Genomic DNA, 13357 nt, shown 5'->3' on the forward strand with positions numbered 1-13357 from the left:
CCCGCGGCTGTGCATCGTTTTTGCCCGGTTAATTTGCCATCCCGGCGGCCGGTTGCGCGGTCGTGTTGTTCGTTAAAAAGTATAAAAAACAAGCTGACTAATCGTTTGTCATGGCAAAATAGTATAAAATTCATCGTATCGTCATTATTTTTTCATATTTGCGTGGGTCGCCGATAATGCAAACAATACGCTGGCTTGAATTATTCAGCCTGTTCATTGTGTTGCCTCTGCTGTTTCTGGCTGGGGTAAAACACTTTGGTCCTTACCTGTTGGTGTTGCTGGCCGGGGTAGGCGGCGTTTGTTTGTGGCTGTTGGTATCAGACCGCACATTTAAGCGGGTCCGGTTATGGAACTGGCAGGCAGGTAAACCTCACCTTAAAGCTTCGCTGCGCCTGTTTTTACCCTGGGCGCTGGCAACTGCCGCCATAGTATACTTCTGGTTACCGGAGTCATTTCTGCAATGGCCGGCCGAACAAACCTCCCTATGGCTTTTAACACTGCTGTTGTACCCTTTGTTTTCGGTGATCCCGCAGGAAATTATTTACCGTACGTTTTTCTTTCACCGCTATAAATCGATTTTGCCCACTCACTCATTGCGGTTGGGGGCTAGCACTTTCTTGTTTGGCTTCGCCCATGCTATCTATGGTAACTGGCTGGCCGTTGCGTTGTCGGCGGTGGGTGGTGCGATGTTCGGCGTAAGGTATCTGCAAAGTCGCTCAACGGCGGTGGTGGTGATTGAACATTCTCTGTGGGGCTGTTTTTTGTTTACTATCGGTCTTGGCTCCTACCTGTCGTTACAACACAGCGTTTAAAGTCGCCTTCAGCCACCTGGGGCCGTGGGGGATAAATGACAGCGGCCTAAAAATCGCTGCCATAATTTCACATGGGCCTGCATAGCCTGCTGATACGCTAAAAAGCCACGGTGTTGTGCCGTTAAAAACTGCCGGAACGACGGCGGCAATGCTTCCTCGTTACGCCATTTGCTGAAAAGCGGAGCGAACTGATAATAAAAGTCGTTAATGCGCCCCCCCACTGGTTGGATCCGCTCAATAAAAAACAAGTAAAACACATTGCGTAAAATCGTTGCCTGGTCAGTGCAGGCGGTTTTAGCCAGCAATGGATCTAATTGTAAGGTAAGCGCTGGCAGACGCGAGGCTATCTGATGCCGGGCCTGCCACACTGAGGCTGGCAGGCGGGTGGCGCCAATGGCTTGCAACGCGGGTTCGAGACGGGACGTCATATTTGCGCGAGGGGATAAATAACGGTCCAGCTGTTTAAACACTGAGAGCTGACCGGCAATGTCGAGGGTGTCGGCCATTAATAGCGCTGGCTGAGGCCGGCTGAAGGCCGCCCGGGTTTCTTCGCTGAGTACCAGCATATTAGCCCAGTGAGTCGGGTAGGCGGCCTGTTTTGCGGCAGACCAGATTTCCATGGTGGCCAGCAATTCACGGTTAGCCTCGTCGCTTTTACTGCCCACAAAGCTAATGCAATCGGATAACGCTTTAAGCAATTGTCGTTCATAATCCAACCGCTGAGAAAAGTGCTGTACTTTACCTAGCGCGGTATTGCGCTCGGCGACCAGGTTGCCCAATTCACACTGCTGGAGCTGGTAGAACCGGGTCAGATTAATATCCAGAGGGGCGGGTTCTGCAAGCAAGGTATCGCGCAGCGGATAATCGGGGGGCGGCAGATCATCCGCAGCGGCGAGCTCAGTGTTAAGCACCCGGGCCAGTCGGTCGGTATACTCTGTAATGTCGTCGCTCACCTGATGGGGCGAGCAGCCTGTAACACCAAACAGTAAAACGAGGATAAAAGCTATCCCTCTGGTAATGTGCTGCCAGCCAGATTCCTGCAATGAGCTGCCCTTAAAGTAATTGTTGGTTCAGTTGTACTATGTCGTCCTGCGCGGCTTGCAGGTAGTGACCGCCAAATAATACGGCATGATTAAGGATGTGGTAAAGCTGGTATAGCTTGCGGCGGCTCTGATAGTCCTCATCGAGGGGCCATATCGCATTATATCCAGCGTAAAACTCGTCCGGCAGGCGGCCAAACAATTCGGTCATGGCGATATCGGTTTCGCGGTCGCCGTAGTAGGTGGCCGGGTCGAACAATACTGGTTGATGATGGTGGAAGCCGAGGTTGCCGCTCCACAAATCGCCATGCAATAACGAAGGTTGCGGCTGATAATGCTGCAGAAAATGGTAAATTCGGGTGGTACAGACATCAATGTTACACCAGACATGACCTTGTCTGGCCAGCAGTTCCAGCATGGCGCCAATACGGCTTTCGGCAAAGAAAGTGGCCCAGCTGTTGGTGCCGGTATTCACCTGAACAGAGCGTCCGATGTAATTATCCCGGGGCCAACCGTATTCCGGACCACTGGTGGTGCGGTGTAAATGGGCCAGCTGTTTTCCGCAGATCAGCCAGTCTTCATCTGCACTTTGTGAAAGCTTCAGATATTGCATTACCAGATATTCGTGAAGCTGATTGTTTTCTTCCAGCACGCCGTAACAAATGACTTTTGGCGTGCGAATACTGGCGGCATTGGCAAGCGCCTTCAAACCATCGGCCTCAGCGTCCAGTTCGGTATTATCGACCGAGGTTAAACTCCGGTATTTTACGAAGTAGCGCTGGTTGTCATCACGGATCACCGCACATTGATGGGTATCGCCTCCGGCTACCGGTTGACGGTTCTGACAGACAAATAAGTGGCCGGAGTGCTCACTGATTTGTTCGCTGATAAATTGCCACATGGTTGTATGCATCTTCACACTTTTCATGAGTATGGAATATATTTTTACCTTTGCCAGTGTCAACGCGGACGAATAATTGCCTGAATCCGACAAACCACCCAACTTAACAAATGAGAACGCTTGATTTAAGGCACTTTTTTTGTCTTTATAGCAGGTTACTACCATAACAATACGTTGTTTCTTCTTATGGCGCTTTCAACCAGACAAGTAGGGTTAGGACTCGGCCCTGCCGTTTTTCTGAGTATTTTACTGGGCTTTAGCCCCGACAATTTAAGTCAGCAGGGCGTGGCTGTGCTGGCCGTTACCCTGTGGGTTGCAATTTGGTGGATCACCGAGGCTATCCCCATCAGCGTGACTGCTCTGTTACCCATAGTGTTATTACCGCTGTTCGGCGGTGTCAACATCAGTGACGTTACGGCGTCCTACGGGCATAAATATATTTTCTTATACATGGGCGGTTTTATACTGGCCATTGCCATCGAGCGCTGGAACCTGCACCGGCGAATTGCACTGAATATCATCTATGTAGTGGGCAGTAACGTGCCACGCATTATCCTTGGTTTTATGCTTTCAACCGCTTTTTTGTCGATGTGGATTTCCAATACTGCCACAACGGTGATGATGTTACCCATAGGTGTTGCCGTGGCCAGTCAGTTTCTCGGCCATTCGGCGTTAAAGCCTAAAGAAGGTGAGCAGTTCAGTAAGGCACTGATGCTGGCGATTGCTTATTCAGCGTCCATTGGCGGGATGGCCACACTTATCGGTACACCGCCGAATCTGGTGTTAGCCGGTATCCTGCAGCAGATTTATGGCATTGATATCAGCTTTGCCACCTGGTTTATGTTTGGCTTCCCTATCAGTGTGGTATTGCTGACGATTTGCTGGGTATACCTCACGCGTTTTGCGTTTGCCTGTAAAGACAGTCAGTTCCCCGGTGGGCGCGAAGAAATAGCCAGGTTGCGTAACCAACTGGGGCCCATGAGTTATGAGGAAAAACTGGTCTTAGTGGTGTTTGTGGCCACCGCGCTGATGTGGGTGTGTCGCGCTTATCTGCAACATTTTGTGCCGCAACTGGATGACACTATTATTGCCATCACCGCTGCTGCCAGCTTGTTTATGTTTTCGTCCAAAGATAAGCAGCATGCCATTATGACCTGGGAAGAAGCGGTAAGAATGCCCTGGGGCACGATAGTGCTATTTGGTGGCGGGATTGCCATAGCTGGTGGTTTTCAAAAATCGGGTCTGGCGAACTGGATAGGCCAGCACCTTATTCTGCTGGAAGCATTACCCTTGTTCTTGCTGGTGGCCATTTTAATCGCCGCGGTGAATTTTTTAACCGAAATTACCTCCAATCTGGCAACGACAACGGTGTTGTTACCGATTCTGGCGCCCATGGCACTGGCGCTTGATGTGCATCCGTATACGCTGATGGTGGCGGTAACCGTGGCGGCGTCCTGTGCGTACATGTTGCCGGTAGCAACGCCGCCAAACGCGATTGTGTTTGGTTCCGGGTACTTAACAATAGCTGACATGTTTCGTACCGGTATCTGGATGAATTTTATATCGATTATCCTGCTGTCGTTAGCTGTTTACTGGTTGTTACCAGCGCTATGGGGCTTTGACTTAAACGGATTTCCGGCCGCGTTTTTGTCAAAAAGTGAGTAACTCCAGAACAGAGTCTGGCTGATTTGCAGCATTAGGGCAGGCGTTAGATTGACGGATGTTGTACACTTTGCTGCTTGCTTAGCGGTACAATCGCCGCCTCTGTTTTAAGGTGAATAATGAGCTTAGAGGGCCAACAATGAGCGCAGAGAATACCAAGCGCCTCAATAAATACATCAGTGATACGGGGTTTTGCTCCCGGCGTGAAGCCGACAAACTCATTGAACAGCAACGGGTGACTATCAATGATAAAAAGCCGGAACTCGGTACTAAGGTAGCGCCTGGTGATACGGTTAAAGTGGACGGTAAACGAATAGGCGCGGTGGCCCGGGATAAGTCTGACAGGGTCTATATTGTGTACAACAAACCCATTGGTATAACCTGCACTACAGAACGTCATGTGAAGGGGAATATCGTTGATGCGATTGGCCATAAACAACGTATTTTTCCCATTGGACGGCTCGATAAGCCTTCTGAAGGCCTGATTTTACTCACCAGCGATGGTGATATTGTGAATAAAATTCTGCGGGCCGAAAATGCCCACGATAAAGAATATGAAGTCACCGTTAATCAGCCGGTTAGCGAGCGTTTTTTACAAAAAATGGCCAAAGGCGTGCCCATATTAGGGACGGTAACCAAACCTTGTCAGGTGTTTCCCCGCGGTAAATTTAAATTCAACATTATTCTGACCCAGGGACTCAACCGTCAGATACGCCGCATGTGTGAGTTTTTGGGCTATGAAGTCACCAAACTGAAACGGACCCGCATCATGCACATTGAGTTAGGCAAGCTTAAACCCGGCCAGTGGCGTAATCTCACTGAGGCTGAGTTAAAAACGTTAAATCAGGCCCTTAAAGGCTCTCGTAAAACGGCCAGTTAGGTGATTAGGATCAAGCGTATACGGGGTAAAGTTACACCGGTAACCAACAATATGTGCTGAATCGCCTGATTTACATACGATCTGCGTAATCTAGCATTGCATGTGGCGTTTCACGGGTTATAATCCGAGCCAAATTAGTGCTTGTCGAAGCACGTAATGCCCCTGGTTGCAGGGGGTCACACTTTCTAATTTCAGACATTAAAACAAGTGGCACAGAGTAGGTGTCACCACTGTAAGGATATTTCATGCCAGTTATTACTCTTCCGGACGGAAGCAAGCGTTCCTTCGATAACCCTGTCTCAGTTTTAGATGTCGCTAACGATATCGGTCCTGGTCTGGCGAAAGCCACCGTAGCCGGTAAAGTCAACGGCGAACTGGTCGATGCGGTTGACATTATTGAACACGATGCCGATTTACAAATCCTGACCGTTAAAGACGAAGAGGGGCTGGAAATTGTGCGTCACAGCTGCGCGCACTTATTAGGGCATGCAATTAAACAGCTCTATCCTGACGTAAAAATGGCCATTGGTCCGGTGATCGACAACGGTTTTTATTACGATATCGACATGGAGCACTCGCTGACCCAGGATGATATCCAAAAGCTGGAAAAGCGCATGCTGGAGCTGGCTAAAACTAACTACGACGTAGTCAAGAAAACCGTTAGCTGGCAACAAGCCCGTGATGCTTTTGTTGAGCGTCATGAGCCGTACAAAATTGAAATTCTGGATGAAAACATCAGCCAGGATGATAAGCCAGGTCTGTATCACCACGAAGAATACGTGGATATGTGCCGTGGCCCTCACGTGCCGAACATGAAATTTTGTCATCACTTCAAATTAATGAAAGTGGCCGGCGCTTACTGGCGTGGCAACAGTGACAACAAAATGTTGCAACGTATTTACGGTACCGCCTGGGCTGATAAGAAGCAGTTAAAAGCCTATCTAACCCGCCTGGAAGAAGCCGAAAAACGCGATCACCGTAAAATCGGTAAAACGCTGGATCTGTTCCATTGGCAGGAAGAAGCACCGGGTATGGTGTTCTGGCACAACGATGGCTGGGCAATCTACACCGAACTGGAAAAGTACGTACGCGACATGCTGCGTAAATATGCTTACGACGAAGTAAAAGGTCCGTTGATGATGGACCGTGTGTTGTGGGAAAAATCCGGTCACTGGGATAAATACGCCGAAAACATGTTCACCACCGAATCAGAAAAGCGTGAATATGCCATTAAGCCGATGAACTGCCCCGGCCACGTGCAAATCTTTAACCAGGGGCTGAAGTCTTACCGTGACCTGCCACTGAGAATGGCTGAGTTTGGCTGTTGCCACCGTAATGAGCCGTCGGGTGCATTACACGGCTTAATGCGTGTTCGTGGCTTTACTCAGGACGATGCACACATCTTCTGTACAGAAGAGCAAATGCTGGATGAGGTGTGTAAATGTATCGATATGATTTACGATGCCTATCGCACGTTCGGCTTTGAGAAAATTGAAGTGAAACTGTCTACCCGTCCGGAAAAGCGTGTAGGGAGTGACGAAATTTGGGATAAAGCCGAGAAAGCGCTGGCCGATGCGCTGCACAGTAAGGATATTGAATTTAAATATCTGCCTGGCGAAGGCGCATTTTATGGCCCGAAAATCGAATTCACATTGTATGACTGTTTAGATCGTGCATGGCAGTGCGGTACGGTTCAGGCCGACTTCTCCATGCCGGGTCGTCTGGGATCGTCATATGTTGCCGAAGACGGTGAGCGTAAAGTACCGGTAATGATCCACCGCGCGGTACTGGGCTCGCTGGAGCGCTTCATCGGGATCCTGACAGAAGACTATGCCGGATTCTTCCCATTGTGGCTGGCACCGAAGCAAATGGTCGTGATGAACATTACCGATAATCAGGCTGAATATGCTCAACAAGTAGTCGATTCTTTGCAATCTCAGGGCTTCAGAGTGAAGACTGACTTGAGAAATGAGAAAATTGGTTTTAAAATTCGAGAACATACGCTAAAACGCGTACCCTATATGCTGGTGGTTGGCGATAAAGAGATGGAAGCAGGGAAGGTTGCTGTTCGCTCTCGTCGTGGTGAAGACTTAGGCAGTATGCCGGTAGAAGACTTTATTGCGATGGCGAATGAAGAAATCGCTGGAAAAATCATCAAATAACGGTATACTCGCGCATCTAATTATGCAGCGTGGCTGTCGTTGTATTATGCATATATGCAAATGTCTGATTTCTTGATAAATTTTTGAGAATGGGAAGTCAGGTAAAGATTAAAGAAGTTGGAGGAATAGCACATTAAAGGCGCTAACAATAAGGCTCAGGGTGACAAAGCCCGGATTAACGATGAAATCACTGCAAGAGAAGTGCGCTTAATCGGCGCTGATGGAAGCCAGTTAGGCGTTGTATCGCTTAGCGAAGCAACGAGTACTGCTGAAGCAGCAAGTTTAGATCTTGTTGAAATTAGTCCGAACGCTGAGCCGCCAGTCTGTAAAGTCATGGACTACGGCAAGTTCCTCTTCGAAAAATCGAAGGCTCAGAAAGAGCAAAAGAAAAAACAGAAGCAAATTCAGGTCAAGGAGATTAAATTTCGCCCTGGCACTGATGAAGGCGATTACCAGGTAAAACTGCGCAACCTGCGTCGCTTTCTGGAAGGTGGCGATAAAGCCAAAGTCACGATCCGTTTCCGCGGACGTGAAATGGCTCACCAAGAGATTGGCATTGAACTTTTAAACCGCGTTAAAGTTGATTTAGAAGAGATTGCTAACTGCGAGTCTTTCCCACGTCGTGTGGAAGGCCGTCAGATGATCATGGTGCTCGCCCCACTTAAGAAGTAGTAGTGGTCTTTAAAGTTTTTGGGAGTCTGCACCCCAAAACACCCTGCTGCAAACATTAACTGGTTCATAAGATGACTGCACATCTGAGTAACCAACCCTAAACAATGCGGAGTTTTAGCAATGCCTAAAATGAAAACTGTTAGTGGTGCTGCCAAACGTTTCAAGAAAACGGGCTCAGGCCGCTTTAAAAGCAAACAGTCTCACTTACGTCACATTCTGACTAAGAAGAGCTCTAAGCGTAAACGTCACCTGCGTGGCAAAAAACTGGTTCATGACTCTGATACTAAATTAGTACAGCGCATGCTGCCTTACGTTTAAGACTGGGAGACTGAATAATGGCAAGAGTTAAACGCGGCACTATCGCACGTGCTCGTCACAAAAAAGTTTTAAAACAAGCTAAAGGTTATTACGGTGCTCGTTCACGTGTTTATCGCGTAGCGGTACAGGCTGTAACTAAAGCTGGTCAATATGCTTATCGCGACCGTCGTCAGCGTAAACGTCAATTCCGCCAACTGTGGATTGCACGTATCAATGCTGCGGCTCGTCAAAATGGCATGTCATACAGCCGTTTCATTAACGGTCTGAAGAAAGCGTCTGTTGAAATCGATCGTAAGATCCTTGCCGACATCGCAGTACATGACAAAGCGGCTTTCAGTGCATTAGTCAATGCGGCTAAAGGCGCATTAGCTTAATTATTAACTAATTAAGTTTAAGTTCTTTCGGAAAACGGCGAGCAGGATGCTCGCCGTTTTTCGTTTCTGCAAGAAAAATCCTCAGCAGGCCAACTTGACGGCCAAAAGCAAAAACGGCAATACTAGCGCTGCAGCTAAATATCAAAGCCCGCCAATGCAGTAAAATTGTCAGACATGCTATTTACCTTAATATCACAGCAAGTTAAAAGGATTTAACCATGGTCTACCTGGAAATTAGCGGCCTTATTCTGTTTATTGTTTTGATGACTCTGGGCTACAGAAAAAATAACCGCAATATGATGCTGATATTTGCCTTATGTCTGCTGGTTGGGCTAGCCGGCCCTGATTTTGTCAGTGGCTTTATTGAAGGCTTTAATGCCAGCAAACAGGCCGCTTAGTTTTTTGAACCGCTGATAAAAACGATTTCTCACAAAAAAATACCAGCGGCAATAATACCTGTTCAAGAAAGGCGTATGCCGCATGGCTGCTGGCCTGCCTACTCATCGAAATGCTTTTATAATACCAATCCGCACAGTAGTTTACCCTCTCAGCAAGACTGTCAGGTTTTCTGGCTAGGCTTGGTTGCACAGGTTTGGTGGTTCCAAATCAAGCAAGCGTAACAACGCCAGAAAGTCTGACAGCCTTGCCCAAAGGGAGTGGCTAAAACGACTTACATCTGTGTTGCGTCCTCTGGACATAGAATGACTATGCCGCAGAGAACGCGTCGTGATCTAAGTCGTTTTGTCTCACTCTGAGAGGGTAAACTACTGTGCGGATTGGTATATCTTGCTGATTATCATCTTGTATTAATAAAACCTTCACCCATTTGTCATGTGGTTGTCACCGCATTTTCACACCTTGTGTTCAAGCTGTTGGCGCAAAATTAATCCGGGTATAGCACTCAGGCCGCTGTATTCATGCACACACAAGATGGAAAAAATAATGCAAAAAGAACTATTTCGCGGTATTCGTTATTCTGCGCTGGCGTTCGCCATTGCAATGGGATTATCAGCCTGTTCACTGGACGGTGACGACGGCGTTGATGGAGCAACTGGTGCTGAAGGCCCACAGGGGGCACCCGGCGAACAAGGCCCGCAGGGCGAGAGTGGCGATTCAGTAGGTAAATTAACCCGTATCGCTACCGTACCTCTGGGCGCGGAAGTCACCGGTATCTTTTTGACTGATGAGGGCGATCTGTTCTTTAACGTGCAGCACCCATCAGGCACCAATACCGCTACTAACAGCATTAACAGCATGCCCATTAACACCGGCACCGTGGGTGTACTGGCCGGCGTAAACTTTAATAATCTGCCCGCTACGTTACCGGATTCACCGGTACCTGCTTCACAGGAAGAAAAAGAGCTGGTGACTACTGCTATTGGTCAGTATCAGGTACTGGGTCAGACCGGCGATACATACAACGGTGAGCTGCCTGAAGGTCTGGGTCACATTTATACCCTTGACGGCGGGACGCTGGTACTGGAAAACGACATGCCTGACTTTAACGGCTTCCTGCCTACCGGCGAAGGCCAGGGCTACCTGTTTTCAAACTGGGAAGAGCTGCCAGGCGGCATGAGCCGTATGCAGATCGAACGTGACGAGCAGGGCATGTGGACTGTTACCGATGTTATGATGCTTGACTTCTCGCCTGTATGGGGCACTGCCGCTAACTGCTTTGGTTCAATGTCACCGTGGGGCACACCACTGACTTCAGAAGAGTGGGTAGTTGATTCAACTGTCGACAGCACCACTGATGCCAGCTGGAATGATCCTAATGAAGTGGCTACCAACGCACGTATCGGCCGCATGTGGGAAATGACCGCACCAGACGTACCCAATCCTTATAACTACGGCTACATTGCTGAAGTCACTGAGCCTGCTGCCGATGAGCCAGTTATTGTTAAGCACCTTGCGATGGGCCGTTATGAGCACGAAAACTCAACAGTCATGCCTGATGGCCGCACTGTATACCTGTCTCAGGACGATACCGGTGGTGTGTTGTTTAAATTTGTTGCTGACGTTGCTGAAGATTTAAGTGCCGGTACCTTGTACGGCGCCAAACTTACTCAGGATGTGGGCCAGAACGATCCGGCTACTACTGGCTTTGATGTTGAGTGGGTAGAGCTGGCCAGTGGTGACAACCTGACCATCCGCGCCTGGATTGACGAATACAATGGCATTGGTACCGACGATTACGTTGACGGCGAAAGTTCTTATATCACGCTGGCCGATGTTGCAGCCTGGGCCAATGGTGATGCCACTTACCCAACCGTTGCTAACGGCGGTGGTAAAGTGACTGCCGGTCAGCCAATGGATGACCGTGTAGCCTTCCTTGAATCACGTGCTGCGGCTAAAGCGCTGGGCGCGACTGCTGAATGGCGCAAGCTGGAAGGTATCTCGGTAAACCACAAGCGTGCGAAAGAAGCGGTTGAAGGCGTAGATACTATTGCTGACGAAATCGTGACTGACGCTTACGTTTATATCGGTATCTCTGACATCGATAACACCATGATCGACGGTGAAGGTGACATGCAGCTGTCTACCCGTGTTAAAGACTGTGGTGGTGTTTACCGTGCTCGTCTTGGCGAGAACTACAACATCTCTCGCATTGAGCCTGTGGTAATGGGTTCTACTTACCGTTCAAGCCTGACCGGTGCAGAGCGTTGTGATGTGGACCAGCTGTCGCAGCCAGATAACGTTATCGTAATGAACGATGGCCGTATTCTGATTGGCGAAGATGGCTTCCAGGAAAACAATACCCTGTGGATGTATGAGCCTGCTCAGAAGTAAGTAAAACTCTGTCCAATTTGTCCGGGTGCCTGGCACCCGGATTTTTGCGTTTATGACATTATGAAAAAAACAACGATTACACTGACAATGCTAACACTGCTGAGCACCATGCTTATCAGTGCCTGCAACGACGAAAGCGCGGTACAAACCAGCGCGCAAAACTCGGTTTACCCTTATTCGGAAGGGGATGACATCCCCGCACTGGCGTACATGGAGCACAATGAGGTGTATAACCCCGAGTCGGTTATTCCGCCGCAGTGCTACACCAAAACCAACGGCAAAAATAACCCGTGTTATGCCTGCCACCAGAGCTACGATTCAAGCGAGAACCGGCCCAACCAGATGGGCGACGGTACCTTACAGGGCAACTATGAATTCTCGGATGTGGGGCTGAGCAACAGCTGGAAAAACCTGTTCGTTGACCGCCGCGAACTGATTGCCGGTATCAGTGATGAAGCAATACTAGACTATATCGGCGAGGATAATTACACCGTCAGTACCGCCAATGGCCTGCCGGTCGAGATGCAAATTAAACAACTCAGTTATCCCGAAAAAGCCTTCGGTGAGCACGGCATTGCCAATGATGGCAGCGGTTGGGTAGCGTATAACTACAAGCCGTTCCCCAGCACGTTCTGGCCAACTAATGGCTCTACCGGTGATGCGATGATCCGATTACCTGCTGCGTTCCAGCAACTTAACGGTGAATACAGCGAGGACGTCTATCTGGCCAATCTGACCTTGCTGGAAATGGCCCTCAAAGATGTGAATACGCTGGCTGTGCCAGCCCTTGATGAACAGACTATCGGCCAGGATTTAAACGGCGACGACACGCTCACTGATAATATTACCCGGATCCAGCGTCAGTCTCATTATGTGGGGGATGCCAGCGCAATAGCACTGAGCTTTCAGCTTTACCCGCAAGGGACTGAACTGTTACATACCGTGCGGTATATTGGCGTGGATGACAATGGCGGAATATACAACGCGCCGCGGATGAAAGAAGTGCGTTACATGCAAAAAGCCCTGTTCCGCACCAAGGAGAGTCTGGCATCGGCTTATTATGCCGAAGCCAAAGACAAAGCGTTTGAGAAGCTGCCACAAACCCGCTACCTCGGGGCAGAACAGGGCATTGATAATGGTTTCGGCTGGACGCTGAATGCTTATATCGAAGATGCACAAGGGCAACTGCGCCCGCAGCATGAACAGGAGCTGGCGTTTTGTAATGGCTGTCATAAAACGGTGGGCTCAACCTTTGATCAGACCTTTTCTTTTGCCCGCAAGGTGCCCGGTGCAAAAGGCTGGGGCTATATCAATCTGCACGAGATGGAAGATGTGCCCAATATCAACGAGCAGGAAGGTGAATTTCTCACTTATATGAAACGCGTAGGGGGCGGTGATGAATTCCGCCAGAACGCTGAAATGCTGGGTCGCTGGTTTACCGACAATGGTGAGCTAAACGAAGCAAAAGTAAAACAGGCGAACTCGGTGTATGAGCTTATTACCCCGATTCCGGAACGTGCCCTGGCACTGAACAAAGCTTATCAGACCATTGTCAGGGAACAGAGCTATTTGTTTGGTCGTGATGCCACTATTACAGAAGCGGCCAATGTGCTCAGCGAAATTGATGCCGAACAACCCCCGTTGTTGCCGGAACACCGCTATCACTGGGATATGCGCCTCGATTGGTTTGCCGATAGCCCCAGTAAGGTGGCAGAAAACCGATAAACGACATGTCTTAACCGGCCG

Annotated in this window: 12 protein-coding genes; 10 read left to right on the forward strand and 2 right to left on the reverse strand. The window is 49.1% G+C overall.

Features of this window, described 5'->3' with window-relative positions; genetic code table 11:
• Positions 1-176: 176 nt before the first annotated feature.
• Complete coding sequence (locus tag AC27IB_RS18535) at positions 177-812, forward strand: CPBP family glutamic-type intramembrane protease (RefSeq protein WP_487122796.1); 636 nt, start codon at positions 177-179, stop codon at positions 810-812.
• An 8-nt stretch (positions 813-820) separates the two neighbouring features.
• Here AC27IB_RS18535 and AC27IB_RS18540 read toward each other — a convergent pair whose 3' ends face one another.
• Entirely contained in the window at positions 821-1855 is a 1035-nt protein-coding gene (locus AC27IB_RS18540; protein ID WP_487122798.1) for a DUF3080 family protein, read from the reverse strand.
• A gap of 10 nt (positions 1856-1865) precedes the next feature.
• Positions 1866-2765 carry a fructosamine kinase family protein gene (locus tag AC27IB_RS18545; protein WP_296053309.1) on the reverse strand — a complete coding sequence of 300 codons (900 nt, stop codon included), beginning with the start codon at positions 2763-2765 and terminating at the stop codon, positions 1866-1868.
• A gap of 174 nt (positions 2766-2939) precedes the next feature.
• Here AC27IB_RS18545 and AC27IB_RS18550 point away from each other — a divergent pair, with 174 nt between their 5' ends.
• The 9 genes from AC27IB_RS18550 to AC27IB_RS18590 all read left to right on the forward strand — a co-directional run bounded on the left by AC27IB_RS18550 (position 2940) and on the right by AC27IB_RS18590 (position 13336).
• Entirely contained in the window at positions 2940-4418 is a 1479-nt protein-coding gene (locus AC27IB_RS18550) for an SLC13 family permease (protein WP_487122800.1), read from the forward strand.
• Positions 4419-4554: 136 nt separating this feature from the next.
• The gene (gene rluF, locus AC27IB_RS18555; RefSeq protein ID WP_487122802.1) at positions 4555-5295 is read left to right on the forward strand and encodes a 23S rRNA pseudouridine(2604) synthase RluF; all 741 of its coding nucleotides are present in this window, start codon (positions 4555-4557) and stop codon (positions 5293-5295) included.
• 245 nt (positions 5296-5540) lie between these two features.
• Positions 5541-7457 (forward strand): threonine--tRNA ligase, encoded by a 1917-nt coding sequence (thrS, locus tag AC27IB_RS18560; RefSeq protein ID WP_487122804.1) that lies wholly within the window; start codon positions 5541-5543, stop codon positions 7455-7457.
• A 132-nt stretch (positions 7458-7589) separates the two neighbouring features.
• Positions 7590-8129: a translation initiation factor IF-3 gene (infC, locus tag AC27IB_RS18565; RefSeq protein ID WP_296053313.1), complete on the forward strand. Its 540-nt coding sequence runs from the start codon at positions 7590-7592 to the stop codon at positions 8127-8129.
• A gap of 120 nt (positions 8130-8249) precedes the next feature.
• Positions 8250-8447: a 50S ribosomal protein L35 gene (rpmI, locus tag AC27IB_RS18570; RefSeq protein WP_012518091.1), complete on the forward strand. Its 198-nt coding sequence runs from the start codon at positions 8250-8252 to the stop codon at positions 8445-8447.
• Positions 8448-8464: 17 nt separating this feature from the next.
• Entirely contained in the window at positions 8465-8821 is a 357-nt protein-coding gene (gene rplT / locus AC27IB_RS18575; RefSeq protein WP_296053278.1) for a 50S ribosomal protein L20, read from the forward strand.
• 218 nt (positions 8822-9039) lie between these two features.
• Complete coding sequence (locus tag AC27IB_RS18580) at positions 9040-9219, forward strand: hypothetical protein (RefSeq protein ID WP_487122807.1); 180 nt, start codon at positions 9040-9042, stop codon at positions 9217-9219.
• 544 nt (positions 9220-9763) lie between these two features.
• Complete coding sequence (locus tag AC27IB_RS18585; protein WP_296047976.1) at positions 9764-11611, forward strand: alkaline phosphatase PhoX; 1848 nt, start codon at positions 9764-9766, stop codon at positions 11609-11611.
• 60 nt (positions 11612-11671) lie between these two features.
• Positions 11672-13336 carry a hypothetical protein gene (locus AC27IB_RS18590; RefSeq protein ID WP_487122809.1) on the forward strand — a complete coding sequence of 555 codons (1665 nt, stop codon included), beginning with the start codon at positions 11672-11674 and terminating at the stop codon, positions 13334-13336.
• The last annotated feature ends 21 nt before the right edge of the window (positions 13337-13357 follow it).

It is taken from the genome of Alteromonas sp. 4NH20-0104 (genome assembly GCF_057547795.1).

What these genes read in the sequence shown, in the direction of transcription:
- AC27IB_RS18535 (WP_487122796.1), top strand. Translation starts at nt 177, where the DNA reads ATGCAAACAATACGCTGGCTTGAATTATTCAGCCTGTTCATTGTGTTG.
- AC27IB_RS18545 (WP_296053309.1), bottom strand. Translation starts at nt 2,765, where the DNA reads ATGCATACAACCATGTGGCAATTTATCAGCGAACAAATCAGTGAGCAC.
- AC27IB_RS18550 (WP_487122800.1), top strand. Translation starts at nt 2,940, where the DNA reads ATGGCGCTTTCAACCAGACAAGTAGGGTTAGGACTCGGCCCTGCCGTT.
- rluF (WP_487122802.1), top strand. Translation starts at nt 4,555, where the DNA reads ATGAGCGCAGAGAATACCAAGCGCCTCAATAAATACATCAGTGATACG.
- thrS (WP_487122804.1), top strand. Translation starts at nt 5,541, where the DNA reads ATGCCAGTTATTACTCTTCCGGACGGAAGCAAGCGTTCCTTCGATAAC.
- rpmI (WP_012518091.1), top strand. Translation starts at nt 8,250, where the DNA reads ATGCCTAAAATGAAAACTGTTAGTGGTGCTGCCAAACGTTTCAAGAAA.
- rplT (WP_296053278.1), top strand. Translation starts at nt 8,465, where the DNA reads ATGGCAAGAGTTAAACGCGGCACTATCGCACGTGCTCGTCACAAAAAA.
- AC27IB_RS18580 (WP_487122807.1), top strand. Translation starts at nt 9,040, where the DNA reads ATGGTCTACCTGGAAATTAGCGGCCTTATTCTGTTTATTGTTTTGATG.
- AC27IB_RS18585 (WP_296047976.1), top strand. Translation starts at nt 9,764, where the DNA reads ATGCAAAAAGAACTATTTCGCGGTATTCGTTATTCTGCGCTGGCGTTC.
- AC27IB_RS18590 (WP_487122809.1), top strand. Translation starts at nt 11,672, where the DNA reads ATGAAAAAAACAACGATTACACTGACAATGCTAACACTGCTGAGCACC.